General features: G+C 70.2%; 27 protein-coding genes and 1 pseudogene. 15 read left to right on the plus strand and 13 right to left on the minus strand.

Features of this window, described 5'->3' with window-relative positions:
* Positions 1–60: 60 nt before the first annotated feature.
* From Q0R13_RS00410 to Q0R13_RS00430, 5 genes are all read left to right on the plus strand, one after another.
* Positions 61–1,434, plus strand: a complete 1,374-nt coding sequence (locus Q0R13_RS00410; RefSeq protein WP_293897776.1) for a lipopolysaccharide biosynthesis protein — start codon at positions 61–63, stop codon at positions 1,432–1,434.
* Entirely contained in the window at positions 1,434–3,140 is a 1,707-nt protein-coding gene (locus tag Q0R13_RS00415; RefSeq protein WP_293897848.1) for a fatty acyl-AMP ligase, read from the plus strand. The genes Q0R13_RS00410 and Q0R13_RS00415 overlap by 1 nt, the downstream gene beginning before the upstream one ends.
* Positions 3,137–4,078, plus strand: coding sequence for an SDR family NAD(P)-dependent oxidoreductase (locus Q0R13_RS00420; RefSeq protein WP_293897851.1), 942 nt, complete (start codon positions 3,137–3,139; stop codon positions 4,076–4,078). The genes Q0R13_RS00415 and Q0R13_RS00420 overlap by 4 nt, the downstream gene beginning before the upstream one ends.
* A gap of 108 nt (positions 4,079–4,186) precedes the next feature.
* Positions 4,187–4,438, plus strand: a complete 252-nt coding sequence (locus Q0R13_RS00425; RefSeq protein ID WP_293681199.1) for an acyl carrier protein — start codon at positions 4,187–4,189, stop codon at positions 4,436–4,438.
* A gap of 2 nt (positions 4,439–4,440) precedes the next feature.
* Positions 4,441–5,655 (plus strand): pyridoxal phosphate-dependent aminotransferase family protein, encoded by a 1,215-nt coding sequence (locus Q0R13_RS00430; RefSeq protein WP_293897779.1) that lies wholly within the window; start codon positions 4,441–4,443, stop codon positions 5,653–5,655.
* On the opposite strand, the gene Q0R13_RS00435 is transcribed toward Q0R13_RS00430, so the two are convergent.
* The 3 genes from Q0R13_RS00435 to Q0R13_RS00445 are packed head-to-tail and all read right to left on the minus strand — an operon-like array spanning position 5,610 to position 8,517.
* Positions 5,610–6,539, minus strand: coding sequence for a hypothetical protein (locus tag Q0R13_RS00435; RefSeq protein WP_293897782.1), 930 nt, complete (start codon positions 6,537–6,539; stop codon positions 5,610–5,612). The genes Q0R13_RS00430 and Q0R13_RS00435 overlap by 46 nt on opposite strands.
* Entirely contained in the window at positions 6,536–7,444 is a 909-nt protein-coding gene (locus tag Q0R13_RS00440; protein WP_293897785.1) for a diacylglycerol kinase family protein, read from the minus strand. The genes Q0R13_RS00435 and Q0R13_RS00440 overlap by 4 nt, the downstream gene beginning before the upstream one ends.
* The gene (locus tag Q0R13_RS00445; protein ID WP_293897856.1) at positions 7,441–8,517 is read right to left on the minus strand and encodes a CDP-alcohol phosphatidyltransferase family protein; all 1,077 of its coding nucleotides are present in this window, start codon (positions 8,515–8,517) and stop codon (positions 7,441–7,443) included. Before Q0R13_RS00445 ends, Q0R13_RS00440 begins: the two co-directional genes overlap by 4 nt.
* A 114-nt stretch (positions 8,518–8,631) precedes the next feature.
* Between Q0R13_RS00445 and Q0R13_RS00450 the strand changes: the two genes are divergently transcribed.
* Entirely contained in the window at positions 8,632–9,525 is an 894-nt protein-coding gene (locus Q0R13_RS00450; protein ID WP_293897788.1) for a metallophosphoesterase, read from the plus strand.
* On the opposite strand, the gene Q0R13_RS00455 is transcribed toward Q0R13_RS00450, so the two are convergent.
* Entirely contained in the window at positions 9,522–9,992 is a 471-nt protein-coding gene (locus tag Q0R13_RS00455; RefSeq protein ID WP_293897791.1) for a DUF2141 domain-containing protein, read from the minus strand. The two genes, Q0R13_RS00450 and Q0R13_RS00455, sit on opposite strands and share 4 nt — an antisense overlap.
* A gap of 62 nt (positions 9,993–10,054) precedes the next feature.
* On the opposite strand from Q0R13_RS00455, the gene Q0R13_RS00460 reads away from it, so the two are divergent.
* From Q0R13_RS00460 to Q0R13_RS00480, 5 genes are read left to right on the plus strand one after another with little or no spacing between them, the layout of a single operon-like run.
* Entirely contained in the window at positions 10,055–10,489 is a 435-nt protein-coding gene (locus tag Q0R13_RS00460; RefSeq protein ID WP_293897794.1) for an HIT family protein, read from the plus strand.
* 22 nt (positions 10,490–10,511) lie between these two features.
* On the plus strand, positions 10,512–11,693 hold the full coding sequence (locus Q0R13_RS00465) for an LptF/LptG family permease (RefSeq protein ID WP_293897797.1): 1,182 nt from the start codon (positions 10,512–10,514) through the stop codon (positions 11,691–11,693).
* Positions 11,690–12,748 carry an LptF/LptG family permease gene (locus Q0R13_RS00470; protein WP_293897800.1) on the plus strand — a complete coding sequence of 353 codons (1,059 nt, stop codon included), beginning with the start codon at positions 11,690–11,692 and terminating at the stop codon, positions 12,746–12,748. The genes Q0R13_RS00465 and Q0R13_RS00470 overlap by 4 nt, the downstream gene beginning before the upstream one ends.
* Entirely contained in the window at positions 12,748–13,887 is a 1,140-nt protein-coding gene (locus Q0R13_RS00475; protein ID WP_293897803.1) for a dATP pyrophosphohydrolase, read from the plus strand. The genes Q0R13_RS00470 and Q0R13_RS00475 overlap by 1 nt, the downstream gene beginning before the upstream one ends.
* A complete protein-coding gene (locus Q0R13_RS00480) occupies positions 13,884–14,639 on the plus strand; it encodes an NTP transferase domain-containing protein (protein WP_293897806.1) in 756 nt (251 codons plus the stop codon). The genes Q0R13_RS00475 and Q0R13_RS00480 overlap by 4 nt, the downstream gene beginning before the upstream one ends.
* A gap of 9 nt (positions 14,640–14,648) precedes the next feature.
* Here the strand turns inward: Q0R13_RS00480 and Q0R13_RS00485 are convergent, their stop codons facing one another.
* The 7 genes from Q0R13_RS00485 to Q0R13_RS00515 form a co-directional block, all read right to left on the minus strand.
* Positions 14,649–15,752, minus strand: coding sequence for a phosphatidylserine/phosphatidylglycerophosphate/cardiolipin synthase family protein (locus tag Q0R13_RS00485; protein ID WP_293897809.1), 1,104 nt, complete (start codon positions 15,750–15,752; stop codon positions 14,649–14,651).
* A gap of 13 nt (positions 15,753–15,765) precedes the next feature.
* A complete protein-coding gene (locus tag Q0R13_RS00490; RefSeq protein ID WP_293897812.1) occupies positions 15,766–16,512 on the minus strand; it encodes a phosphocholine cytidylyltransferase family protein in 747 nt (248 codons plus the stop codon).
* Between the two features lie 305 nt (positions 16,513–16,817).
* Positions 16,818–17,078 (minus strand): SWIB/MDM2 domain-containing protein, encoded by a 261-nt coding sequence (locus Q0R13_RS00495; protein ID WP_293897815.1) that lies wholly within the window; start codon positions 17,076–17,078, stop codon positions 16,818–16,820.
* Positions 17,079–17,207: 129 nt separating this feature from the next.
* Positions 17,208–17,846 carry a dienelactone hydrolase family protein gene (locus Q0R13_RS00500; protein WP_293897818.1) on the minus strand — a complete coding sequence of 213 codons (639 nt, stop codon included), beginning with the start codon at positions 17,844–17,846 and terminating at the stop codon, positions 17,208–17,210.
* Between the two features lie 253 nt (positions 17,847–18,099).
* Entirely contained in the window at positions 18,100–19,212 is a 1,113-nt protein-coding gene (locus Q0R13_RS00505; protein WP_293897821.1) for an HlyD family secretion protein, read from the minus strand.
* The gene (locus Q0R13_RS00510) at positions 19,209–19,667 is read right to left on the minus strand and encodes a PaaI family thioesterase (RefSeq protein WP_293897824.1); all 459 of its coding nucleotides are present in this window, start codon (positions 19,665–19,667) and stop codon (positions 19,209–19,211) included. The genes Q0R13_RS00505 and Q0R13_RS00510 overlap by 4 nt, the downstream gene beginning before the upstream one ends.
* Positions 19,664–20,239 carry a TetR/AcrR family transcriptional regulator gene (locus tag Q0R13_RS00515; protein WP_293897827.1) on the minus strand — a complete coding sequence of 192 codons (576 nt, stop codon included), beginning with the start codon at positions 20,237–20,239 and terminating at the stop codon, positions 19,664–19,666. The genes Q0R13_RS00510 and Q0R13_RS00515 overlap by 4 nt, the downstream gene beginning before the upstream one ends.
* Positions 20,240–20,300: 61 nt before the next feature.
* Between Q0R13_RS00515 and Q0R13_RS00520 the strand changes: the two genes are divergently transcribed.
* From Q0R13_RS00520 to Q0R13_RS00535, 4 genes are all read left to right on the plus strand, one after another.
* Positions 20,301–21,896 (plus strand): DHA2 family efflux MFS transporter permease subunit, encoded by a 1,596-nt coding sequence (locus tag Q0R13_RS00520; protein WP_293897830.1) that lies wholly within the window; start codon positions 20,301–20,303, stop codon positions 21,894–21,896.
* Positions 21,897–21,944: 48 nt separating this feature from the next.
* Complete coding sequence (locus tag Q0R13_RS00525; protein ID WP_293897833.1) at positions 21,945–22,784, plus strand: enoyl-CoA hydratase; 840 nt, start codon at positions 21,945–21,947, stop codon at positions 22,782–22,784.
* 173 nt (positions 22,785–22,957) lie between these two features.
* Positions 22,958–23,419 carry an Lrp/AsnC family transcriptional regulator gene (locus tag Q0R13_RS00530; RefSeq protein ID WP_293897836.1) on the plus strand — a complete coding sequence of 154 codons (462 nt, stop codon included), beginning with the start codon at positions 22,958–22,960 and terminating at the stop codon, positions 23,417–23,419.
* Positions 23,420–23,482: 63 nt separating this feature from the next.
* Positions 23,483–25,114 (plus strand): AMP-binding protein, encoded by a 1,632-nt coding sequence (locus tag Q0R13_RS00535; RefSeq protein WP_293897839.1) that lies wholly within the window; start codon positions 23,483–23,485, stop codon positions 25,112–25,114.
* Positions 25,115–25,325: 211 nt separating this feature from the next.
* On the opposite strand, the gene Q0R13_RS00540 is transcribed toward Q0R13_RS00535, so the two are convergent.
* Both Q0R13_RS00540 and Q0R13_RS00545 read right to left on the minus strand, forming a co-directional pair.
* Complete coding sequence (locus Q0R13_RS00540) at positions 25,326–26,003, minus strand: PEPxxWA-CTERM sorting domain-containing protein (RefSeq protein WP_293897842.1); 678 nt, start codon at positions 26,001–26,003, stop codon at positions 25,326–25,328.
* Between the two features lie 158 nt (positions 26,004–26,161).
* Positions 26,162–26,299, minus strand: a pseudogene (locus tag Q0R13_RS00545) (IS630 family transposase); the annotation flags it as partial.
* Between the last annotated feature and the right edge of the window lie 159 nt (positions 26,300–26,458).

Raw genomic sequence — 26,458 nt, forward strand, 5'->3', positions numbered from 1 at the left:
GGTAGGGGGTAGTAGGGCGCGCCGCGGATCGGCGGCAGGCACAAGGATACGGTTCGGCGCATGAGCGCGTCCCAGGCGGAACAGATCGCCGGCGTCCGGCCGATCCTGCGGCGGGTGATCGGCAACGCCGGCCTGCTGCTGGGCGGACGCACGGTGAACGCGGTCCTGGGCCTGGCCTATATGGCGATCGCCGCCCGCGCCCTGGGCGCCGCCGAGCTGGGCGCCCTGGTGCTGATCCAGGCTTTCGCCCAGTTCCTCGGCGAGGTGGTGAAGTTCCAGTCCTGGCAGACGATCCTGCACTACGGCGCGCGGCCGCTGGCCGAGGGCCGCAAGGCGGACTTCCAGCAGGTGCTGCGTTTCACCCTGATCCTGGACCTGGCCAGCACGGCGATCGGGATCGCGGTGGGGATCGCCGGCTCCCTGCTGTTCGCGGGCCGGCTGGGCTGGACGACCCACCAGGCCCCCGCCGCCGCCCTGTTCATGTTCACCATCGCCTTCATGGTCTCGGCCACGCCGCTGGGCCTGCTCAGGCTGTTCGACCGGTTCGACGTGATGGCGCGGCAGGCCGCGCTGATCGCCTTTCTGCGGCTGGTGGGCAGCGGCGTGGCGCTGGCGCTGCACGCGCCCATGCAGGGCTTCCTGCTGGCTTGGGCGGCGGGCACCGTCGGCAGCTGGCTGTACCTCGCAGGCGGCGCGTTCGGCGAGCTGCGCAGGCGCGGGCTGCTGGAAGGGTTCTCCTGGCGCGGACCGCTGGCGTCGGGCCTGCCGGGCGTCTGGCGCTTCGCCTGGAACACCAATCTGTCGGCGACGCTGGACGTCGCCTTCACCCATGTCGCCACCCTGATGGTCGGCGGCCTGGTGGGCCCGTCGCAGGCGGCGTTCTGGCGGGTGGGCCGGCAGGTGGCCGACGCCATGGCCAAGCCGGCCAAGCTGCTGACCCCGGCGCTCTATCCCGAGCTGGCGCGGCTGCGGGCCGATGGCCGCGACCACGCCATGTGGCGGCTGGCGCGCAACGTGGGCCTGCTGGCCGGCGGGGTCGGCCTGGTGCTGCTGGCGGCCAGCGCCGTCATCGGGCCGTGGCTGCTGACGCTCACGCTGGGCAAAGCGTTCGCCCCGGCCGCCGCGGTGATGACCTGGCAGGTGGCCGCCGCGGTGATCGGAATCTTCGCCCTGCCGCTGGAGCCGATGCTGATTTCCCTGGGCAAGCCGGGGGCGGCCGTGCGGGTACGATTGGGGGTCAGCGCCGCCTTCCTGGGCGTCCTGGCCTTCCTCGTGACCCGGTTCGGCCTTATAGGCGCAGGCGCGGGCCTGGTGGGCGCGGCCAGCGCCCTTGCCCTGGGCATGCTGTGGTTCATCCTCAGAGAGAATGGGAATCGGCCGGCGGCGACCCTGCCGGCCCCGGCGCCCATTGAACGACTGGAAGGCGAAGTTTGATCCTGACCCCGACCGCTCCGGACCGCCCGTTCCGCGTGGACGGCTTCGCGACCCTGACCGACGCCCTGGACTTCGCCGCCGGCGGGCCGACCGGCGTCAACCTCTACGGCCTGCGCGGCGAGCTGAACGCCGTGGTCCCCTATGCGGAGCTGCGTGAGCGCGCCCGGGCCTTGGCCGTGCGCCTGCTCGCCGCCGGGCTGACGCCACTGGACCGGGTCGGCCTGGTGGCCGACACCGACCTCGATTTCATCACCACCTTCTTCGCCTGCCAGTACGCCCGCCTGACGCCCGCGCCCCTGCCGTTGCCGGCCCCGCTTGGCGGGCGCGAGGCCTATGTGGAACAGATCGGCCGCATGCTGGGCTCGGCCAAGGCCGCCGCCGTGTTCGGCCCCGAGAGCCTGCTGCCCTGGCTGCAGGAGGCCGCCGCCGCCAGCGGCGTCGGCGTCGCGATGTCGATCACCGCCCTGCCGGACGCGCCGCCCGCCGACCTGCCGCCGCCGGGCGCGGACGATCCCTGCTACGTCCAGTTCTCCTCGGGCAGCACGCGCAATCCGACCGGCGTGCTCTGCACCCACCGCGCCCTGATGGCCAACGCCATGGCGATCACCAAACACGGGCTGAGGGTGGTCCCGGAGGACCGGGCGCTGTCGTGGCTGCCGCTCTACCACGACATGGGGCTGGTGGGCTTCCTGCTGAGCCCGATGGCCGTGCAGATGAGCATCGACCTGCTGCCCACAGGGGCCTTCGTGCGCCGGCCGCTGATGTGGCTGGACCTGATCTCCAAGAACCGGGCGACGATCTCCTACAGCCCCAGCTTCGGCTACGACCTGTGCGCCCGGCGGGGCGACGGCACGCGCGAGGGCCTGGACCTCTCGGCTTGGCGGATCGCCGGCTGCGGCGGCGACATGGTCCGCCCGGCGCCCCTGCTGAGCTTCGCCGAGCGCTATGCGGCGGCGGGCTTCAGCGCCAAGGCCTTCGTGCCCAGCTACGGCATGGCCGAGGCCACCCTGGCGCTGACCATGGCGCCGCTGGGCCAGGGCCTGCGCTTCGACACCGTCGACGTCGACCGGATGGAGCGCGACGGGCGCGTCAAGACGGCCTCAGGCGCCCGCAGCCGCCCGTTCGTCCGCTGCGGTCCAGTGCTGCCGGCGCATGAGCTGGAGGTCCGCGACCCGGCCGGCGCGCGGGCGCCCGAGGGGCATGTGGGCCAGATCTTCGTGCGCGGGCCCAGCCTGATGCGGGGCTATTTCGGTGAGCCCGAGGCCACCGCCCGCGTCCTGGGCGCCGACGGCTGGCTGGACACAGGCGACCTCGGCTACCTGATCGACGGCGAGATCGTGCCGACCGGCCGCGCCAAGGACCTGATCCTGCTGAACGGCCGCAACGTCTGGCCACAAGATCTTGAATGGTCGGCGGAATCCGAGATCGAGAAGCTGCGCAGCGGCGATGTCGCCGCCTTCTCGGTCGACCGTGACGAGGGCGAGCAGCTGGTGGTTCTGGTCCAGGCCCGCAGCAGCGATGCCGAGGCCCGCCAGACGCTAACCGACGATGTCGCCGCCCTGCTCCGCGCCCGCCACGGCGTCGAGGCGCGGGTGGAACTGGTGGGCGCCCACGCCCTGCCGCAGACCTCGTCGGGCAAGCTCAGCCGGTCGAAAGCCCGCGCCCTGTTCCTGGCCGGCGCCTTCAAGCAGGAAGAACCCGCCTGACCGGCCGCCTCGCGGCGGTCACCGGGGCGACCGGCTTCCTGGGTCGCCAGATCGTCCGCGCCCTGGCCGAGGACGGCTGGCGCGTGCGCGTGCTGGCGCGGCGCGACCCGATCGACCCCCTGTGGCGCGAGATCGTGCCCCAGGTGGTGGCCGGCGACCTCGGCGACCCGGCCGCTCTGGCGCGGCTCTGTGCGGGTGCCGACGTGGTGATCCACGCCGCTGGCCTGGTGAAGGCCAGGAGCCGCGCGGCCTTCGACGCCGTGAACGTAGCCGGCGCGCGGCGGGTGGCGCAGGCGGCCGAGCGGGCGGGAACGCCCCATGTGATCCTGGTCTCCAGCCTCACCGCCCGCGAGCCCGGCCTGTCGCACTACAGCGCCAGCAAGGCGGCCGGCGAGGCGGCCATGGCGGCAGTGCTGGGCCCCCGCCTGACCGTGGCCCGCCCCTGCGCCATCTACGGCCCCGGCGATCGCGAGCTCCTGCCGGTGTTCCAGGCGGCGGCGTCCAGCCCGGTCCTTCCCCTGATCGGTGAAACCGCCAGGGTCTCGATGATCCATGTCGAGGATTGCGGCCGGCAGGTGGCCAGCCTTGCTGCAGCGCAGCCGGAGGGCCGTAACGTCGCGCTTACCGATTCGCGTCCCGACGGCTATTCCTGGCGCGAACTGATGGCCGAGGCGGCCCACGCCTGCGGCCGGAGACCCCACTTCGCGGCCATTCCGGGGGTCCTGATCCGGGCGATTGGAATCACAAATGATTTCACAGTGCTGCTGGGGCGCACCCCCATGTTGACCTCGGCCAAGGCGCGGGAGTTGTTGCATCCGAACTGGGCCGTCGCGCCCGAGGAACAATCACCGGGAATGCCGCCTTCGCGCTACGACCTCAGGACCGGTTTCGAGGCCACCGTGGCGTGGTACCGCAGTGCGGCATGGATGAAACATTAGCTGCCGTTTTGTGACCACAAGGCGAACCCAAGGTAGAAAAACCGGCCGGAGATGGTTAGTTAGCCGGCTGGCGTAAGCAGATAGAGAGCCATGGGGGGCTCAAGTATGGTGGAACTGGCGACGGATCTGACCGTCCGTGAAGTCGCGCGAGCGGCCGAGACGGTCCTTGGCCGGAGCGTCCAGGTCACCCACGATACCGACATCGCGCGGGATCTCGCTGTGGATTCGCTTGCGCTAATGAACATCGTCATGGAGCTTGAGGATCGCTTCGACCTCTCGATTCCCCTCGATCGTCTGGCGACGGTGCAGACGGTTGGCGACCTCTCCGATCTGATCAACAAGCTGCGGGTGAAGGCTTAACGATGGGGTTGCTCGACAAGCACCTGGGCTATCGCGCCCCGCTGGATGGCATCCGCGCTGCGGGCGCCGATCCCTTTGCCGTTCGATTCGACGCCGTTCTGTCGCCGACCGAAGGCATGCTGGATGGCAAGAAGGTGATCCTGCTGGGCACCAACAACTATCTCGGCCTGACCTTCGATCCGGAATGCATCGAGGCGTCGGCCAAGGCCGTGCGCGAATGGGGTACGGGAACGACCGGGTCGCGGTTCGCCAATGGCACCTTCAGCGGCCACACGGACCTGGAGACGGCGCTGGCCAAGTTCTACGGCCGCAAGCACGCCATGGTCTTCACGACCGGCTACCAGGCCAACCTGGGCGGCATCTCCGGCCTGGTCGGCCGCGGCGACCACCTGATCCTCGACGCCGACAGCCACGCCTCGATCTATGACGCCGCGCGGTTGAGCCAGGCCGAGGTCATCCGCTTCCGCCACAACGACCCCGAAGACCTGCACAAGCGCCTGCGCCGGATGGGCGACCAGGCCGCCGGCAGCCTGATCGTCGTCGAGGGCATCTATTCGATGATGGGCGACGTGGCTCCGCTGAAGGAGATCGTCGCGATCAAGAAGGAGATGGGCGCCTACCTGCTCGTCGACGAGGCCCACTCGATGGGCGTGCTCGGCGACAAGGGCCGCGGCCTGGCCGAGATGTGCGGCGTCGAGGACGACGTCGACTTCATCGTCGGCACCTTCTCCAAGAGCCTGGGCGCCGTGGGCGGCTTCCTGGTCTCCGACGAGGACAATTTCGACCTGCTGCGCATCGTCAGCCGGCCGTACATGTTCACCGCCTCCCTGCCGCCGGCGGTGATCGCCTCGACCCTGACCGCGCTGAAGCGGCTCGAGGAGGACTCCAGCCTGCGGGTCCGCCTCGAGGCCAACGCCCAGCGCCTGTGGGACGGCCTCAGGACCCTCGGCTACGCGGTCGGCCCGCACGCCAGCCCGATCACCGCCGTGGTCATGCCCGACCAGGCGATGGCCGTGACCATGTGGAACGCCCTGCTGCAGAACGGCATCTATCTGAACCTGGCCATCCCGCCGGCCACCCCGGACAGCCGGCCACTGCTGCGTTCCAGCGTCAGCGCCGCCCATACGCCGGAACAGATCGACCGGGTGCTCAGCATGTTCGAACAGCTGGGTCAGGAATTCGGGCTGCTCAAGCGCGCCCGCCGCGCCTCGGCCTGATGCTTACGTAGCTGCAGCCACGCGCCGGGCGCCGCCAGGAACGGGTGGCGCTCGCGGAAGGGCGTGACCGGGATATCGACGCCCGTATGCCGCTCGATCTTGTAGGCCGCATAGCGCGCCGCGCCCTCAAAGGTGAAAGCCGCCTTCAGGATGCGCGCGACGTTCAGCGGCTTGCCCAGCAGGTTCGGCAGCATCCAGCCCGGCAACCCCTGCTTCGCGGGTCGCAGTTCCTGCTCATGCGCCTCGAACGCCACCCCGCCCGCCTGCCAGGCCAGCGGCAGGAGCTCGGCATAGCGGCCCTCCCCCGAGGCCAGCACGGTATCGGCGCGGTCGCTGGTCTCCATCCGGAACTCGGCGGCATAGGTGCGCCGGAAGAGGGCCAGCCAGAACGCGTGCGGCGGCCCCTGCGCCGGACCGAATTTCGCGGCATAGCGGCCCGCGGTGATCACCGCCGCCGCGCAGGCCTCGGCCGCGACGCGGGCGGACGCAGTGTCGCCGCTCCAGACCCTCTGCGCCGGCTGCACGAAGCGGGCCCAGATGGTGGTGTCCAGCGTGCGGCCCTCGGCAGCCCGGCGGAAGGTGGCCAGCGGCAGGGTGGCGACCTTGGCGCGCAGCGTCGCCTCCCCCACCTGGACCTCGTGATAGCTCACCTCCGGCCACAGCAGCCGCTCGACCAGGCCGTGCAGGCCGCTTCGGTGCGGCCCCCGGGTCAGCCGGTAGAAGTCGAGTACGCCGGCGAGGTCCCCGGTCCGCAGCGTCGAGCCATAGTAGAGGATCGCCGCGTCGCGCGCCGGATCGGCCAGGGCCGCGGCCAGGGCGACCACGGCCGCCGGCGCCGGCGTCGCCAGCTCGGCCTCCAGGCGCGATGCGAGCACGTCGCTCACGGGATCACGAACTCCAGTTCCGGGCCGCGGCGCAGGGACAGCTGGCCGCCATCGTAGATTTCGCCGTCCAGGACGAAGTCGCCCGGGAAGCTGGCGTCGAAGCCGGCCAGATCATCCCGCCGGTAGCCAGACTTGACCAGCCACGGCGCGTCGCGCCCCCGCAGCAGGGTCGGCAGGGCCGGCACGAGCCGGCGCGGCGGGGCGGCCACCGAGAGCACCTTCAGCCCCTCGCGCGGCGTCCCGAACGGCTTCAGCCCCAGCGGCAAGCGCTTCAGGGTCGAGGCCAGCAACAGGAAGCACATCGGCGGGCCGTCGGGGGCGAAGGACAGGGTCACCGGTTCCCCGCGCCGCCAGGGGTCGCCCGGCCCGCCCAGCAGGGTGCGGGCGGCGGCGGTCACCAGGGTCACCGCCACGGCGGCGCTGTCGAAGAAGCCCAGGCCGTGGTGGCGTTGCGCCAGCTCGGTGGCGCGCACGAAGGCCCCCAGGCCGAACAGGAAACCCCGCCGCTCGGGCGTCGTCTGCCCCGGCCGCACGATCTCCAGGCAGTGACGGCGCTTGAGCGGCCGGCCCGCCTCCACCGAGGCCAGGATCTGCTCCAGCGTGGTGCCCAGCGGCGCCCCGATGTCCAGGGCCAGCGCATTGGTCTTGCCGTTGGGCAGCACGGCCAGGCGCGGAATGCGGCCGCCGTAGGCCTCGGGCAGCCGCGTCAGCACCTCGCGCACAGTGCCGTCGCCGCCATCGATCACCACCAGGTCCACGCCCTCGGCGGCGAAGCGGCGCAGACCCGCGAACAGCTGGGCCGGCTCCTCGGGCACGATATCCAGCACGTCGTCCGGCAGCGGGGCGCGGCCGGCGCCCTGGTTCCGGTGGCTCTTCTGGTTCCAGATGAGGCCGACGCGGGTCAACGCGCCAGCCAGGAGACCACGCGGGCGCGGCCCATCGCCGTGGCCTGGACCAGCTGGGCGCCGTGCACGACCAGGCAGACGCCGGTCCAGATCGCGACCAGGTAGATGCCCAGGTCCGGCCGGCCCAGCACCCAGGCGGGCGTCAGGATCAGCAGGTTGGGGTTCCGCCGCGCCGTGATCAGCCGGAAGAAGCTGTCGAACGGCCGCCACGAATGCACGTGGAAGCCGAACAGGCGCATGAAGATCCCCTCCTCGATCCGCTGCAGCACATAGCCGACCAGGATCACCGCCAGGGCGATCTCCGCGTGCGGCGGGCGCAGGCCGAGCTGTTCGCAGCCCACGTGCCAGGCCAGCCACCAGAACGGCGGGTGGATCAGGTCGATGCCGTGGTCGAAGACGTTGCCGAGCTTCGACGAGGTCAGGGTCACCCGCGCCAGCTTGCCGTCGACAGTGTCCAGGAACGTCATGATCCAGGCGCAGACCAGGCCCCAGCCGAACTGGCTGTTCCAGAACAGCCAGGTCGCCGCCAGGACCAGGAGAAAGCCCAGGAATGTCACATGGTTCGGCCGCAATCCTGCGACGGCGCACCAACGGGTGACGATGCGCGCGGGAGCCGGCCACCAGTACTTGGTCACCAGGTCGGTGACACCCTTGTACGAGCCGGCGAAGGTGCGCGCTTCCACGGCGCGGACGTTCTGCGGCGTCAGGCGCACCAGCACCGGCGGCTCGCGTTTGCGCAGCGCGCTGTTGTAGGCGAGCTCGGCCAGGGCGAGCGGCTGCAGCCCGCCCGGATCGACGCCGCGCTCCAGGGCCGCGGCGACGTCAGTGGCGCGCCCGGCCGGCACATGGGCGGCGACGGCTTGCCCCTCCTCGGTCAGCAGCACGGCGTCCGGCCGCTGGGCCAGGGTGGCCAGCAGGGCCTCGTCATAGACCCAGCCGCCCAAAGCCAGCACCACCCCGCCCGACCCCGGCGCCGCGTCGGCGACCGCGAGGCCGGCGCGCGTGAAGGTGCGGCGGAGCCGCTCCCGCGCGCTCATCCCCCAGATTCGCACGTCGCCCGCGCCCAGGATCATCCCCACGGGCGGGGCCGTCGCCTCAATCGTCTGCAAAACCTGGGGGCGCCTCTCACGCAAATCGGTTGAACCTGATACCGAGCGGCGACCTCTTAGGAAAGCACTGGCCCCGGTTTGACCGCCTTCCGTCTCGCGCATCTGTCAGACCCGCACCTGCCGCCGCCGCCCCTGCCGTTCCGCCTCGGCGACCTGGCGTCCAAGCGGCTGCTGAGCCGCTTCGCCTGGCGGCGCAAGCGTCACCGGCATGCCAAGGCCGTGCTGGACGCGGTCACCGCCGACCTCGCGGCCTGCGCGCCGGACCACCTGGCGATCACCGGCGACCTCACCAACTTCGCCACGCCCGAAGAGTTCGCGGCGGCCCGCGCCTGGCTGGGAACCCTGGGCGACCCTTCCGCTGTGACCGTCAGTCCCGGCAACCACGACGCCCTGGTCGGCGCCGGCGGGGCGGCGGACTTCAGCGCCTGGACGCCCTGGCTGGGCGACGCCGAGCCTGGGTTTCCATGCGAGCCTGGCTTTCCGAAGCTGCGGGTGCGGGGACCCGTGGCGCTGGTGAACCTCTGCTCGGCCGTGCCGACGTCGCTGCACCTGGCGCAGGGCCGGCTGGGCCGCGCGCAGATCGAGCGCGCCGCCGCCCTGCTGCGCGAGACCCGCGGCCTGTTCCGCGTGGTGCTGGTCCACCATCCCGTCACGCCAGGGATGGTTTCGCCGCGCAAGTCGATGACCGACGCGGCGGACCTGCGCGCCGCACTGGCGGCGGCCGGCGCCGAGCTGGTCCTGCACGGCCACGCCCATGCGGCCCTGCTGAGCGGGTTCGCCGGGCCTGACGGTCCGATCCCGGTACTGGGGGTCCCCTCGGCTTCCACGCCGGCCGGCATGCATGACCAGGCGGCGCGCTGGAACGAGATCGAGATCGCCCGCGACGGCGCGGGCTTCAGGGCCATCGTCACCGTGCGCGGCGTCACCGCTGGCGGCGACCTCGAGACGCTCGGACGCTACGAGCTTTGCTAGCGAAGGTAGCGCGTCTGGATGGCGATGGTGGTGTCCTCGGACGAGACCTTGAAACGGACCGCCGAGAATGGCGGCAGGCCGACCTTGGTCTCCGGGTCGTTGGAGAAGCCGAAACCTTCCGCCGGCAGGCCCATCAGGGTGCGGTTGAAATTATGGTCGGCGTTGGCGTCGTGATAGATCGCCACCGCGTAATAGCCCGGCTGCACCCAGAAACAGGCGTGCACCGAAGCCACCGCCGGGATCCGGACCCGGGCCAGCTTGCTCTTGGGCGCCAGGAACCTTCGCTTGTCGTCGGGATAGACGGTGATCGCCACCTCGCCCTTGGCGGCGCGGATGCCGTTCACCCTCACCGTCAGCTTCGAGGTTCCGGGCGCGTGGGTGAGTTCGCACCCGTCGTCAGCCCAGGCGGGGACGGCGATCGCCAGCCCGATGGCGACCAGCGCATATGCTGCCGTGCGGCCTTTCATGCTCAGGACCGGCTCCCTATGATCGCGGCGCGGCCTGGCCGCTCAGCTGACACGGATAGATCGTGACGAATCCCACGGCCCGCAAGTTTGGCTACCCCCGGACCCTGGTCGCCGAGACCGAACATTGGCTCATCCTCGTGCGGCCACAGCAGCCGACCTACGGCGCCCTTGTGCTGGTCTGCAAGGAGGAAGCGCAGGCCTTCTCCGAGCTTTCCGTGGCTGCCTTCGCCGATATGAAACAGGCCGTGGACGGGATTGAGGCGCTGCTTCGCCACACTGTGGCCTACGAACGCATCAACTACCTGATGCTGATGATGGTCGATCCCGACGTCCACTTGCACGTCCTGCCACGCTACGAGGGTGAGCGGGAATACGCTGGCCGACGGTTCGCGGATGCGGGCTGGCCCGGGCCGCCGGCCCTTGCGTCGCACGTCGCGCTGGGCGAGGAGGAGGCTGCGGCCCTGGCCGCCGACTTCGCCGCCCGCTGGCGATCGTGACCGCCGCCTTCCGGGGGACCTGTTGAGCCTCGTCGATCGCTATCTGCTGCGCCTGGCCTTCTGGCCGATGGTGGGCGCGACCGGGGTGACCCTGATCGCGCTGCTGCTGGAGCGCATCCTGCGCCTGCTGGACATGCTGGCGGCGTCCAACGACCGGTTCGGCTTCGTGGCGCAGTTGGCCGTGAACCTGGTGCCGCACTACGTCGGCCTGACCATGCCGGCGGCCTTCTTCCTGGCCCTGATGGTGGTGGTGAACCGGCTGAACCAGGCCTCGGAGATCGACGCCCTGCTGGCGGCCGGCGTGTCGCTGACCCGGCTGGCGGCGCCCTATCTGTGCCTGGCGGCGGCGCTGACGGCGGTGAGCCTGCTGGTGTTCGGGTTTCTGCAGCCGTACAGCCGCTACGCCTATCGCGCGGTGCTGCATTCGGCGCAGAACGCCGGCTGGAACGGGCTGGTGCCGGCGGAGACCATCCTGGTCCCGTCGCAGGACCTTACCATGACCACCGACGAGGCGGACACCGCCGGCCAGCGGCTGGGCCACGTCTTCATCCGCCGGATGACCGACAAGCACCGCGAGGAGATCACTACAGCCGGCATGGCCGAGATCCTCCGCACCCCCGACGGCAAGAGCGTGCGGCTGATGATGCAGAACGGCCAGCAGCTGCGGTTCAACGACCAGGGCCAGCCCGAGATCCTGAGCTTCAAGGACTTCACCATGGTGCTGCCGGTCACCGGGCCGGCGAAGCTGCTCCGGGCCCGCGGCGGCGACGAGCGGGAGCTGACCCTGTTCGAACTCGCCCGGCAGGCGGAGGGCGGCCATTCGCTGATCTCGGAGCCCGCGCTCCGGGCCGAACTCTATGGCCGGCTGGCGAAGGCCTTCGTGCTGCCGCTGCTGGCGCTCCTGGGCGTGCCCCTGGGGCTGTCGGCCAAGCGCAGCGGGCGCGCGCCGGGGATGTTGGTCGGCGGACTGCTGCTGCTGGCCTTCTTCCATCTCGTGCAGCTGGGCCAGGGCCTGGCCACCACCGGCCGGATGTCGCCGGAGCTGGCGGTCGGCGCGCCGTTCTTCGGGATGGCGGCGATCGCTTTCACGGTCTTCCTCACCAGCCTCAAACGGCCCGGCGAGACGCCCATCGGCCAGGCGATGGAGCACATCTCGACCCTGATCTCCCGCTTCCGCCCGAAGCCGGCCGAGACGCCGGCATGACGCTCGGCGCCTATCTGCTGCGGCTGATGAGTTGGCGCGTGCTCGCCGCCCTGGCGGTGCTGATGGGCATCCTGCAGATCATCGACCTGCTCGAGGTCACCACCTCGATCCTCGACCGCAAGCTGGGCGCGCTGGGGGTGGGCTACTACGCCCTGCTGCGGGCCCCGCGGCTGTTCGAACAGGCCGCCCCGCTGGCCGTGCTGGCCGGGTCGCTGTTCGCCTTCGCCAAGCTGGCGGGCGACAGCGCCGTGACGGCCATGCGCTCGACCGGCATCTCGGCCTATCGGATCACCCTGATGGCCGTGCCGACCGTTCTGGTCGTGGCCCTGGCGCAGCTGGCCGTCGGCATGGTGGTCGCCCCCCACACCGACGAGGTGCTGAGCGTCTGGTGGCAGGCGAGCGCGCCCAAGGACCCCACCAAGATCGTCGATCCGGTCACCTTCCGGGTTGGCAACGAGATCGTCGTGGCCGTGCCGCGCGACCCGGACGGCCGCAGCCTGGAGAACGTCACCATCTACCGCCGCGATCCGGCCGGCCGGCTGGTGGAGCGCACCAGCGCCAAGACCGCCATCTACAACGGCGTGCGCTGGCAGCTCGTCGAGCCCACGTTCGAGACCCTGGGGACCGCCAGCGTCTCGCAGGGCGCGGCGCGGGTGATGGACTGGACCCAGGACCTGCGGCCGGGCGATGTCCGCGCGCTGGCCATGGGCCAGACCCTGGTGACTCCGGCGGAGGCCAGCCGGGCGCTGGCCGGCGGGCTCTCGGTGCGCCCGCGCACCTTCTATGACACCCAGCTGCAACGGGCCTGGGCCGCGCCCATCGCCTGCCTGGTGATGCTGCTGCTGTCCGCGCCGGCCGCCCTGGCCAATTTCCGCGGCGGAGGGGCGACGCTGCTGGTCCAGTGCCTGGCGGCGGGACTGCTGTTCCTGGTGTTCGACGGCGCGTTCACCGCCCTGGGCGAGAACGGCGCCGCGCCGCCGATCCTGGCGGCCTGGGCGGCCCCGGCGATGTTTGGGGCGCTGGGGGTCACGGCCTTGCTCTACCTGGAGGGATGATGGCCGCCGGGGGGCTCCAGATCGTTCCAGTCGTCGCCAAGGCCGAGCTGGACCGGTTCATCCGCGTGCCCATGCGGCTGAACGCCGGCGACCCGAACTATATCGCGCCGCTGATCTTCGAACGGCAGGAGTCGCTGACCGCCAAGGGCAACCCGTTCTTCCAGCACGCCGAGGTCCAGTTCTGGCTGGCGGTCAAGGATGGCCGCGACGTAGGCCGGATCAGCGCCCAGATCGACCATCTCAACCCGCAGACCGCCGAAGGGGTCGGCAACTTCGGCCTGATCGCCGCCGAGGACGACCCGGAGGTATTCGCCGCCCTGTTCCGCACGGCCGAGGACTGGCTGCGCGCGCGGGGCTGCAAATCCGCCCTGGGCCCGGTCAACCTGTCGACCAACGAGGAGGTCGGCCTGCTGGTCGAGGGCGCCAACCAGCCGCCGATGTTCATGACGAGCCACGACGCCCGCCACACGCCGGGCCGCATCGAGGGCCAGGGCTATGCCCGCGCCAAGGACCTCTACGCCTATGTCTGTAGCGTCGCCGACGACCTGCCGGCCCCGATCCTACGCCGCCTGAGCAAGGGCCTGCCCGAGGGCGTGGTCCTGCGCGAGCTGGACATGGGGCGGTTCGACGCGGAGGTCGATACCCTGACCGGCATCCTCAACGACGCCTGGTCCGGCAACTGGGGCTTCACCCCCACCACCCAGGCCGAGACCAAGGCCCTGGCCGCCACCCTCAAGCTGCTGATCGACAAGCGGCTGACCTGGTTCGCCGAGATCGACGGCGAGCCGGCGGGCTTCATGATCCTGCTGCCTAACATCAACGAGGCGATCGCCGACCTGAAGGGCAAGCTGTTCCCGTTCGGCTGGGCCAAGCTGCTGTGGCGGCTGAAGGTCCGCGGCGTGAAGACCGGACGGGTGCCGCTGATGGGCGTCAAGCGCAAGTTCGCCGCCACGCTCCGCGGCCAGCTGCTGCCGTTCCAGCTGATCGATGCCACCGCCCGGGCGGCGCGCCGGCTGGGCTATGAGCGCTACGAGCTCAGCTGGGTGCTGGAGGACAACCTGCCTATGCGCCGCATCTGCGACGCCGGCGGGGCCAAGGTCTACAAGACCTATCGGCTCTACGAGAAGGCGCTGGCGTGACCCCGTTCAAGGCGCTCGTCCTGGCCGGATCGCGCGGGGGCGTCGATTCGGTCGCCGACTATGCCGGCGTGGCCCACAAGGCGCTGATCCGGCTGCGGGGCCAGACCCTGCTGGCCCGGGTGGTCGGCGCGCTCCGGGCGGCCGGCGCGGCCCGGGTCGCCGTGGTCACGAGCCATCCCGAGGTGCGCGCCGAGGCCACGCGGCTCCGCGTCGAGGCCCTGGATGAGGCCGCCGGGCCCAGCCTGAGCGTCAGGGCCGGCTCCGAAGCGCTCGGAACGCCGCTGCTGGTGACCACCGCCGACCACGCGCTGCTCCAGGCCGAATGGGTCGAGCGCTTCCTGGCCGATGCGCCCGCCGATGCCGACGTCGCCGCGCTGATCGCCCGGCGAGCCACTGTGGAGGCCGCCGCGCCGGACACCCACCGGACCTGGCTGAAGCTGGCCGATGGCCACTGGTCCGGCTGCAACCTGTTCTACCTGGCCAACGACCGGGCCCTGGGCGTCGTCGACCTCTGGCGCCGCGTGGAGGCCGAGCGCAAGCGGCCCTGGCGCATGGCCCAGATCCTGGGCCCGGGCATGCTGCTGCGCTACGCCGCCGGCCAGCTGTCGCTGAAGGACGCCGCCGCCCGGCTGGGCAGGCTGGCCGGGGTCCGCGCCACGATCGTCGAGACCCCCTTCGGCCTGGCCTCCGTCGACGTCGACAAGCCGGCCGACCTCGACCTGGTCCGCCGGATCGTCGGTGAACCGGGATAGGCGCCGCGCTTAAGGTTTCGCGGCCACGCAGTCTCCCTTGTCGGCGGCCTGGGTGAGCACCCGGAACCGACCCTCCAGGTCGTCCACCAGGTCGGCGTCGGTGCTGCGGGCCAGGACTTCCTGGTTCAGGTAGCGCGAGGTGAGGTTGTAGTTGAGGCTGCCGAACCAGGCGGCGCGGCGCTGGTGGCGCTCGACGATGACGAACTTGGCGTGCATCGGCAGGCGGTCGGCGACGCAGTAGCGCTGGACCGCGACCCCGGCGCGCCGCAATCCCAGCACCACGGCCTCCGGCACCCGGCGCGTGGTGTCATGCACGATCAGCTGGATCTTCGCGCCCCGCCGCGCCGCCGCGCCGAGCCCCTGGGCGAACCCGCCGTCGTCCATGTGCGACACCGCCGCGCGGACGCTGTCGCCGGGGCCGAGGTGGGCCAGGGTGCGCTCGACCACGTCGGAGCGCAGGCGCGGATAGAAGTATAGGGTCACGTTCGCGATTTGCACCGGGCGGTTCTGGCGGCGCGAGAACGGCGTGTAGCCCCGCCCCGACCATAGCCGGCGAACCTGCGCCTGCAGCGCCCTGGCGACCGCCGGCTCGCGGAAATCCACCAGCAGGTTCTCACCGCGGTCCTGGTCGCCGATCTCGTCGGCCAGCCTGGGATCGTCCACCACGTCGCCCGAGGGGTTGTACGACCCGATCAGGGCGTCGGGCTGCGGCGCGGAAAAGGCGTAGATCTTGGCGTGCAGGTGCGAGCCCCGGAGCCAGGACCGATGGAGCGACAGCCCCTCGCCCAGGCCCTGCCTCAGGCTCCCGATGGTGGCGGCGTTTACGGCGGCGGTGCGCGGCTGGGCCTCGACGACGACGCGCACGTTCACACCCCGCGCCTTGGCCGCGATCAGGGCGTCGGCCAGCCCCTGGTCGCTGAAGTAGTAGGTGGCCCAGTCGATGTCGCTGCCGGGCGGCGAAGCCTGGATCTTGGCCAGCAAGAGCTCGCGCAACACCCGCGGCGGCTGGTCCGGCCCGCCGTAGTGCACGCTGGCGGTGAGCGGCGCGGGCGGCGGCGCAGCGGGCGGGGCACTGGACGGGCCGGGGATCACGGGCGCGCCGGGTGCGCGCACCGCCGGGGGCGCGTCATCGCCAGGCTCCGTCCCAGCCGCTCGACAGCCGGTTGAGGTCCTCCACGTCCTGCGGGAAATCCATCTCACCCCATTCCAGGTCCTCGATGGAGGCCACCCGCACGTCGACGCCGGAGCGGGCCAGTTCGTCGATCACGCTCAGGTACCAGCGCTTCAGGCCCTCGGGGTTCTGCAGCACTCGCTCGACGCCGGCCACGAACTTCGCCGCGCCCGCCCGGGAGAAGCGCAGGAACCCGATGGATTCCGCGTCATAGGCCTCGATGGTCTTGCCGATGGCGCGCAGCCGGCCGACCTCGGTCAGCACCTTCATGTCGTCGGCGTCGTAGGAGGGCTTGCGGTCGATGGTGACGGTGATGTCGGCCTCGGGCGCGGCCAGCAGGCGCTCGGCCACGCCGGGCCCGAACAGGGTGTCGCCGTTCAGCACCAGCACGTCGCGGTCGAACTCGGCGCGCACGATCCAGCAGGAGGCGGTGTTGTCTGACACCGAATAGAACGGGTTGAAGGCCAGCCGCACCGGCATCTCCAGGGGGAGCGTTGCAACCTCGGCCTGCACCGCATCGGCGCGGAAGCCGGTGACGACGACCGCTTCCTCGACCCCGGCCGCCTGCAGGCGCATCAGCTGCCAGGCCAGCAGGCTGCGGCCCGACAGCTCGATGAGGCATTTCGGCCGTGACTCGGTCAGCGGCAGCAGGCGCTTGCCCTGGCCGGCGGCGAGGATGATGGCTCTGTTGGGCGACTTCACGAACGTACCCGTGGCAGGGGATCTCGACCGGGAAAAGGCGGGGCGCCGGTCGTGCGGGTCGCAGACCCTAGAGCGCGTCAGGCGAAAGTGGATCCCGGTTTCGCCGCCCGACGCTCTAATTCAAAGAGGTAGAGCCTTTTTATCTGGTTCAAGTGACTCCACTTGAACCAGAAAGGCTCTGGCGGGTCCGATGTTGGGGCGTTTTGCGGGGCCTGGGCCCGGAACCGAAAGACCTCGCAGGGCGAGCGGCCTGCGAGGTCTCCTGTCTCACGACGCAGAGCGCGGCAGGCCGCCGCGCCAGGCGCCTATTTCAAGTGCTTGGCCAGATGCTTGTTCATCTCGAACATGCTGACCTTGTCCTTGCCATCGAACACCGGCTTCAGCTTGGCGTCGGCCAGAATCTCGCGCTTGTTTTCGGGATTCTGCAGGTTGTTCTTCTTGATGTATTCCCAGATCTTCGACACGGTTTCGCCGCGCGAAAGCTGGCCCGCACCAACCACAGCGGCCAATTCCGCGGAGGGCGTCAACGGCTTCTGCAGGGCGTTCGTGTTCTTACCAGTGGCCATGGGCTCCCCCAGCTCTAATGTTGTCGCGAAGGTCCGGCGGGGGTCGCTGGAACCGAGTCGCTTGCCGCATCCTAGCGCGCCGCGAGCCGGGCGCCACAGAAGATGCATGCGGCATAACGCTTTGGTCGCCTAGAGGTTGTAAGAGGCTAGGTGATCGTCGGTCAGGTGGGCGGAGGCGGCGCGCCGCGGGCCGATCGTGCGGGCCAGCAGGTCGAACAGCTGGCTCCAGTCGGGCTCGCGCTCATAGATCTCGACCTCGAAGTCGACGCCGGCCATCGTCAGGGCGGCTTCCAGGCGCCCGATCCGCGGTGGTGTGACGCCCAGGGCGTGGCCCAGGTGGACCAGCCCGTTGATGCGCCAGGCGATCTCGCGGGCGGCCGTAGCGTCCAGGCCGCGACCGCCAAAGGCCGCGACGGCGGCGATCCGCTCTGCGCGCCACGCCGCCACGCGCAGGGCCAGGTCCGCGCCCGCGCCATGACCCAGCACCGCGACCCGCCCATCGTCGACGCGTCGCTCATCGGCCAGGTGATCCAGCCAGGCGTCGGCATCCTCGCGGCGGTCCTCGGCGGGGCGAGCGGTCCAGTCGGGGGCGAGGACGAAGTAGCCGTGGGCGCTCAGCCGGCTGGCCGCGGCCTCGACGGCCGCGCCCAGCCCCTCGCGACCGCCCAGCAGAAGGACCGGCGGCCGGCGGCCCGGCCCTTCCGGACAGGCGACGAAGGCGTCGAGGCAGCCGTCGTCGGTCTCGATCTCGATCCGGGCTTCGGGCATGGCCAGGCTCTCGCACTCAGGAAGCCCGACGTTATTCCTACCAGACTGATAGGAATAACCCGATTGTCTACGCCGGCCGTGAGATTTCCTGCTCCTCCCTCGAAGGGCACACTTCGGGGGACGTGGCTCAGCGCGAAGCGATGAGACGGAGGGCGCGCAAGGCCACCAACTCTGAGCTTGAGGCTTCGCGCCCCCTCCGTCGGCTTCGCCGCCACCTCCCCCGTCCTCTTCGGGACGGGGGAGGTGCGTGGGTCTAGCCGCCCAGGGCCACGGTGACCTTGGCCGACAGGCCGGGGCGCAGCCTGGCGACGTCGGGCTGGCCGGGATCGAAGCGCAGCTTCACCGGCACCCGCTGGACGATCTTGGTGAAGTTGCCGACGCCCGGTTCGAACGGCAGCAGGGCGAATTCGGAGCCGGTGCCCGGCGCGAAGCTTTCAACATGGGCCTTCAGGGTCACGCCCGGCAGGGCGTCGACCTTCACCTCCGCCGCCTGGCCGCGAAGCATGCGCGCGGTCTGGGTCTCCTTGAAATTGGCGGTGATGTAGAGCCGGTCCAGCGGGTTGACCACCAGCAGGCGCGAGCCGGGCTGGACGAAGTCGCCGACATTGGCCTGGCGGTCGCCGACCACGCCGGCGATCGGCGCGCGGATGTCCACGTGGTCCTGGTCCTGGCGGGCCAGATCCAGGGCGGCGGCGGCCTTGGCCCGCTGAGCTTCGGCCTGGGCGATGGCGGCGATCAGTTCGCCCCGGCGGCTGGCGGTGGCGGCCTGCTGGCTGCGGCTGAGCGCCAGGCCGGCGCGGCTCTTGTCTGCGGCGGCGGCGGCGGCGATGGCGGTGGTCTCGATGCGGTCGGCGGTGCTGTGTGGCGCGAAGCCGGTCTTCTGCAGGGCGTCGTAGCGGGCCCAGTCGGCCTGGGCGCGGCGCACCTCGGCGTCGGCGGCGCGGATGCCGGTCTCCGCCTCGCGGACCTCGGCCACCGACACGGCCTCGTCGGAGCTCAGCCGGATCAGGGAGGCCTGGGCCGAGGCCACCGCGGCATCGGCCATGGCCAGGTCGCCCTTGGCCGAGGCGACGCGGGCGGCATATTCCTCGGGGTCCAGCCGCACCAGCACCTGGCCGGCCTTCACCGCCTGGTTGTCGGTGACCAGCACCTCGGCCACATGGCCGCGCACGCGCGGCGCCACCACCGTCATGTCGGTCTTCACATAGGCGTTGTCGGTGGCCGCCGTCGGCTTGGCGGCCAGCAGGTAGGCGACCCCGCCGGCGCCGACCACCAGGGCCACCCCCAGCACCAGGACGCCGCGCGGCAGCTTGCGCCGGGGCTTGGCGGGCACGGCCTCAGCCGTGGCGATGGTTTCCATTTTCATAGCTCGAACACCAGGAGGGTGGAGGTGGCGGTGGCGTAGAGGCGGCCCTGCAGGTCGGTGAGGCGGCCCTCGGCGAAGGCCGCGCGGCGGCCGACCTGAATGACCTTGCCCTCGGCGCGGACCGGGCCGGTGTCCTTGGTCATCGGCCGGTGGTAGGCGACCTTGAGCTCCAGGGTCGTATAGCCCTGCCCCGGCTTCAGCGCGGAGTGGACGGCGCAGCCGACGCAGCTGTCCAGCAGGGTCGCCGCATAGCCGCCGTGCACCGTGCCGATGGGGTTGTAGACGCTCTCGTCCGGGTGGCCGCCGAACACCACGCGGCCTTCCTCGATCTCGATCACGTCGAAGCCCATCGTCTTGCCGATGCCGGGGCGGCGCTCGGGCCGTTCGGGGTCGAACACGGCGCGGAGCTGTTCCAGGCCGCTCATCTGAGCGCGGTCGGGGATGAGGGCGTTCATGGGGCGATCCCCATGCGGGTCTTCAGGCTGAGCCGGGCGTCGGCCAGCAGCTGGGCGGCCGCGTCATCGTCGGAGATCGCACGCGACAGCGACACCGCCCCGGCCATCTCGGCCAGCAGCGACGGCGCCAGGGCGGCCCGATCCTCGGGCAGCCAGGACGCGAGCCGGGCGATCAGCCGCCGCACGCCGCCCTCATAGGCGTCACGCACCGCCCGGCCCTGCCGTGGCAGGTCGCTGGAGAGGGTGGCGATCGGGCAGCCGCGCTCCGGGTGCGCCCGGTGCTCGCTCGAGACATACGAGTCCACGAATGCCGTCAGGGCGTCGACGTGACTCAGGCCGTCGGTCATCCGGGCGAACCGCCGCGCGCTCTGGCCGAACGCCTCCTCCAGGGCGGCCACCACCAGCGCCTCCTTGTTGGGGAAGTGGGCATAGAAGCCCCCGTGGGTGAGGCCGGCCTGCGCCATGATCTCGGCCACGCCGACCCCGTCCGGCCCCTTGGCCCGCACCGCGGTGGCCGCGGCGCGGACCACCTTGCGGCGGGTCTCTTCCTTGTGGGTGTCGCTATAGCGCATTGCCGTTCGGGCCTTTATATGATGGTCATAATATTAAGCGCCAAACGCCGGAATGCAAGAGATGACCGCAGCTACCCTGTCCGCCGCCGCGCCGCTCGCCAGCCCCGCCGCCCTCAGCGAGACCCGCAAGCTGGTGATCTTCGCGATCATGGCCTTCGGCCAGTTCATGGCGCTGCTGGACATCCAGATCGTCGCGGCGTCGCTGAACTCGATCCAGGCCGGGCTGAACGCGGGTCCGGACGAGATCGCCTGGGTGCAGACTGCCTATCTGATGGCCGAGATCGTGATGATCCCGCTGGCGGCGTTCCTGTCGCAGGCGCTGTCGACGCGCTGGCTGTTCACCCTGTCGGCCGGCCTGTTCACGGTCTCCAGCCTGATGTGCGGCCTGGCCTGGGACATCAACTCGATGATCGCCTTCCGCGCCCTGCAGGGGTTCACCGGCGGGGCGATGGTGCCGCTGGTGTTCGCCACCGGCTTTGCGATGTTCGACGGGCCCAAGCGGGCGATGATCCCGGCGATCCTGGGCATCGTCTCCACCCTGGCGCCGACGCTGGGGCCCAGCGTGGGTGGGCTGATCACCGAGTACTACGACTGGCGCTGGCTGTTCTTCATGAACATCGTGCCCGGGGTCGCCGTCACCATCCTGTTCCCGCTGCTTGGCAAGGTGGACACCGCCAGGCCGGAAATGCTGAAGCGCATCGACTGGCTGCACGTGGCCTCGCTGGCGGTGTTCCTGGGGGGGATGCAGTACGTGCTGGAGGAGGGCCCGCGCCACGAGTGGTTCACCGACCCGGCGGTGCAGATCGCCGCCTGGCTGTCGGTGGTGGGCGGCGTGGTGTTCTTCGAGCGGACGTTCTTCTCGACCATGCCGGTCCTGAAGCTGACGCCGTTCCGCCGGCCGACCTTCGCCATGGCCTGCGTGCTGAACCTGGTGGTCGGCTTCGGCCTCTACGCCGCGACCTATCTGACCCCGGTCTACCTGGGCCGGGTGCGGGGTTTCTCCAGCTTGCAGATCGGCACGACCGTGTTCGTGACCGGCATCGCCATGACCATCACCGCGCCGATCGCCGCGCGGCTCTCCACCAAGGTGGACGGGCGCTATGTGATCGCGGTCGGCTTCACGATGTTCGCCGTCTCGCTGTGGCTGTTCTCCGGGGTCACCGACAACTGGGGCTTCCGCGAGCTGTTCTGGCCGCAGGTGATGCGCGGGCTGGCCATGCTGCTGTGCATCGTGCCGGCGGTGGGCATGGCGCTGAACGGCGTGCCGCCGGAGGAGCTGCGCTACGCATCCGGCCTGTTCAACCGGATGCGCAACCTGGGCGGGGCGATCGGCATCGCGGTGGTCAACACCTGGCTGATCGACTTCACCCGCGAGCAGTCCTCGCGCCTCTCGGCGGCCATGGGCGAGAGCCCCGACCACGCCATGGGGATGCTGCAGGGGCTGGCGCAATACGCTCAGGGCTGGACCCCCGACGCCTCGCGGGCGATGCAGATGGCGCAGGGCGTGATGGGGCGGGTCGTGGGCCGCGAAGCCGCCGCCCTGGCCTTCGCCGACACCTACCGGCTGATGGCGATCATGTTCCTGTGCGCCCTGGTCATCGTGCCGTTCGCCAAGCCCGCGCCCTACGTTGTCGGGCCGCCGCCACCGGAACACTAGGCAGGCCGGCCCGGCCGCGCTGTTATGGCGTCGCCACGGGAGCCTGCCATGACCGACGCCATCGCCTATGAGACCCCTGCCCCGCACATCGCGCGGCTCGTGCTGAACCGGCCCGAGAGCCGCAACGCCCAGGACACCGGCCTGCTCTATGCCCTGAACGCCGCCTTCGACCGGGCGGCGCAGGACGACGAGGTCAAGGTGATCGTCCTGGCGGCGGCGGGGCCACACTTCTCGTCCGGCCACGACCTGCGCGAGGGCGGGACGATCGCCGGGCAGATGGCGGGCTTCGAGCCGGTCGGAACCTGGTGCGGCTTCGGCTGCGCGGGCGCCGAGGGGCGGATGGCGCGGGAGAAGGAGATCTACCTCGGGCTCTCCGAACGCTGGCGCAACATCCCCAAGCCGACCATCGCCCAGGTGCAGGGCAAGTGCATCGCCGGCGGGCTGATGCTGGCCTGGCCCTGCGATCTGATCGTCGCCGCCGACGACGCGGCCTTCTGCGATAACACCGTGGGCATGGGCGTGGCCGGGGTGGAGTACTTCGCCCACCCCTGGGAGCTTGGGGTCCGCAAGGCCAAGGAACTGCTGTTCACCGCCGACTGGCTGAGCGCGCAGGAGGCCAAGGCGCTGGGGATGGTCAACCACGTGGTCCCGGCCGCGGAACTGGCGGCCTTCACCCTGGCGCTGGCCGTCAGGATCGCGGCCAAGCCGATGTTCGCGCTCAAGCTGGCCAAGGAGGCGGTGAACGCCGCCGAGGACGCCCAGGGCCGCGTCGGCGCGATGACCACCGCCTTCGCCCTGCACCAGCTGGCGCACAGCCACAACATGCAGGTGCACGGCATGCCGGTGGATCCATCCGGCCTCCAGGTGCGCCCCAGAGCTCGGGCGTAGCCACATTCGATCCGCTCATCCCGGCGAAGGCCGGGATCCAGATCGCGTAGCAGGACGCTGACGGGATGGCCGCCGGCTCCTTCGAACCCACCTCCGAATCTTGCCATCTGCGCCCGGCTTTCGCCGGGATGCTCGGGAATGTAGAATCTTGTTCTCCGCAGGAGTGCGATTCCATGGACCTGGTTCTCGATGCCATCGACCGGCGCATCCTGCGTGAGCTGCAGCGCGACGCCACCATCGCCATCGCCGACCTGGCGCTCAGGGTCGGCCTGTCCCAAACCCCCTGCTGGAAGCGGATCAAGCGGCTGACCGACGGCGGAGTGATCGTCAAGCGGGTGGCCCTGCTGGACCGGACGAAGCTGGACCTGGGACTGGTGGTGTTCGTCTCGGTGCGCACCAGCCGCCACGACCAGGAGTGGCTGGACGCCTTCGCCGGGGCGGCGGCCGGCCTGCCGGAGGTGGTGGAGTTCTACCGGCTGTCCGGCGACACCGACTACCTGCTGAAGGTGCTGGTCAAGGATATCGCCGCCTATGACGCCTTCTACCGCCGGCTGATCGCCGCCGTGCCGCTGTCGGATGTGTCCTCGGCGTTCGCGATGGAGCAGATCAAGTCGACAACCGCGCTTCCCGTTTGACTTAACCCGACGGCAGACGGCCAAGTTCGCCACAAGAAACAAAGCGCTGGGAGCGTAGACGCCATGGGTTGGACGATCGCCGACATCTGGGAGGCCATCGCGGCCGCGCAATCCGAGCGCGCGGCCCTGATCCAGGGCGACCGCGCCATCACCTGGGCGCAGTTCGACGCCCGCGCCGACGCCCTGGCCGCGCACCTGATCGCCAGGGGCATGAGCCGGCAGGGCAAGGTGGCGGCCTTTCTCTACAACGGCGTGGAATACCTCGAGACCTACTTCGCGGCCTTCAAGGGCGGGTTCGCGCCGGTCAACACCAACTACCGCTACGGGCCGGAGGAGCTGTTCTACCTGTTCGACAACGCCGACGCGGAGGCCATCGTCTTCCACGCCAGCTTCAGCGACGTGGTCGACAAGATCCGCGCGCGGCTGCCAGGCGTGAAGGCCTGGGTCGCGGTCGCGGAGCCGGGCTATCCGACCCCCGCCTGGGCGGATGACTACGAGAGCGTGGTCGCCAAGGTTCCCGCCCAGCGGCCGGTGAAGGCGCCCTGGGGCCGCTCGGGCGACGACCTGCTGCTGCTCTACACCGGCGGCACCACCGGCATGCCCAAGGGCGTGATGTGGCGGCAGGACGACCTGTTCCAGGTCCTGGGCGCCGGCGGCAACGCGGCCCTGGGCGTACCGCCGGCGACGTCCATCGCGGAACTGATCGCCCGCCACGCCGGCGCCGACCACATCCGCCCGACCAGCCTGATCGCCGCGCCGCTGATGCACGGCACGGGTCAGTTCTCGTCGTTCATCAGCTTCTTCAACGGCGGCACGGTGGCGGTGCTCCCGTCGCGCAAGTTCGACGCGATCGAGCTCTGGAACGAGGTCGAGCGGCTGGAGGCCACCGGCGTCGTCCTGGTGGGCCTGGCCTTCTCGACCCCGATGCTGGAGGCGCTGGACGCCAACCCGAGCCGCTGGGACCTCTCCAGTGTCCGGGCCATGAGCTCTTCCGGCTCGATGTGGAGCTATGAGAACAAGCGCGGCCTGCTCGGCCACATGCCCACCGCGGTGATCGCCGACAGCTTCGGCTCGTCCGAGGCGGTGGGCCTTGGCGCCTCGGCGTCGGCCGCCGGCGCGGAGGCCCAGACCGCGGCCTTCATGCTGGGGCCGAACACCGGCGTCTTCACCGAGGACGGCCGCCGCGTCGTGCCGGGCTCCGGCGAGCGCGGACTGGTGGCGGTCACCGGCTTCCTGCCGATGGGCTACTACAAGGACGAGGCCAAGTCGGGCGCCACCTTCAAGGTCATCGAGGGGATCCGCTGGTCGGTGCCCGGCGACTGGGCCGAGGTCAATACCGACGGCACCCTCAAGCTGCTGGGCCGCGGCTCGGTCTGCATCAACACCGGCGGCGAGAAGGTCTTCCCCGAAGAGGTCGAGGAGGCGCTGAAGCGCCACGCCGCCGTGCGCGACGCCGTGGTCGTGGGCGTGCCGGACGCCCGCTTCGGCGAACGCATCTGCGCGGTGGTCGAGGCCGAGGCCGGCGAGGCCCCGACCCTGCCGGAGCTGTCCGATCACGTCCGCGCCCAGCTGGCCGCCTACAAGGCGCCGCGCGAACTCGTGGTGGTCGACAGCATCGGCCGGGCCCCGAACGGCAAGGTCGACTACAAGGCCATCAAGGACCGCGCCCTGGCGGCGCTGGGGGCCTTGACCTAGAGCGCGTCAGGCGAAAGTGGATACCGGTTTCGCCGCCCGACGCGCTCTAATCGCGCCTTGCCCATCGAAGCCTCCCGAATCAGAGGCCCACATGGACTCACGCCTACGCACTCGTCGGAATCCCCCGCACGATCACGTCCGATTCAACTCACCGGTCGTTTGCTCTAGATTCCGCAGGCGTGCCCGCGAGGATTTGACCTCGTGGCGCAGCTTAGCCCGAGGCTATCGCCAGCTTGCGGCGACGCATCGCCGTGCCGACGGCGGCTAAGCCGAATATGAGAAGCGCCCAGGTTCCCGGTTCAGGAACGGAGCCGACCCGCACCGTCGCGATGTCGAAATCGGCAAAGGTATTGTAAATATATTCACCTGCCGTTTCGTCGAAAAAGTTGTCAGTAAGCCGACCGTGGCTGGAATCCGGAAAATTCACCTCGCCAGGCTGCACGACATGGAAGAGGGATTTGTGATAGTCCCCACTGAATACCTTGGGATTATTTGAAAATAATTCCATGGCGACATTTCTAGTTCCGAAGAACCCGAGACCTTCTTTCTTGAATTCGCTTGCTACGGAGCCAATTTCTCCGTTGCTGCAATCCGGCGCGCAGGTGCTGGCGACTTCTAGGGAAGTGCCCTGAAAGCCTCCGTCGAGTTGAAAGCTCGCTCCGCCGATCGTCACTGTCGCCTTGACGGGGGAGAGCGGGTTGGCGGGCGTCTGAAAGCCTCCGCTGATGAACGACGAGACGGCGTCCGATGTGCTCTCGACGCCGACCGTTGCATCATCCGTGAGGAAGACCACCTTGAAGGTCATCCCTGTGAGGTCGGTCCCGGCCTGGAAGAAGTCTCCCCTCCCATCGAAGCCTGACGAGACGGTTCCCGTGTAGGTCGTCGTCACGACCGCCGCCGACGCTGACGCGGCCAAAGCGGCGCTCGCCGCCCCAAGCAGGGCGGCTCTCAGAGTCCTGTGCATTTTTGGTCGTCCCCCGAGGAGCGAAAGCTCCGCACGGGGCGACCCTATGCAGCAAGATTCCGAATAGCTAGAGCAATCGACGCTCAAGTTGGGTCGTAGCCTGCGTGACGGAAGTAGTTGGCGCACTCATGGGCCGTGAAGGCGTCGAGGACGTGGCCGATTTTGTCCCAGAGGTTGTCTCGGGTTCGTTCGGCTGCCTTGCGCAGGAGGGCCTTGAGCTTTGGGCTAATTCAAAGAGTTAGCAGGTTGTTGAAATAGGTTTTTTAGGGTGCCTGAGGCGCAAGTTCGCAGCCCTAGAGATTCAGAAAACCCAATTATTTCAACTACGAGATTTTGCCTGTTTGAGCGGAAGGGCCATGAGAGGGCGAAAATCGGCCCTC

The sequence above is a fragment of the Phenylobacterium sp. genome (assembly GCF_025351295.1).
In the GTDB taxonomy this organism is placed as follows: Bacteria; Pseudomonadota; Alphaproteobacteria; order Caulobacterales; family Caulobacteraceae; genus Phenylobacterium.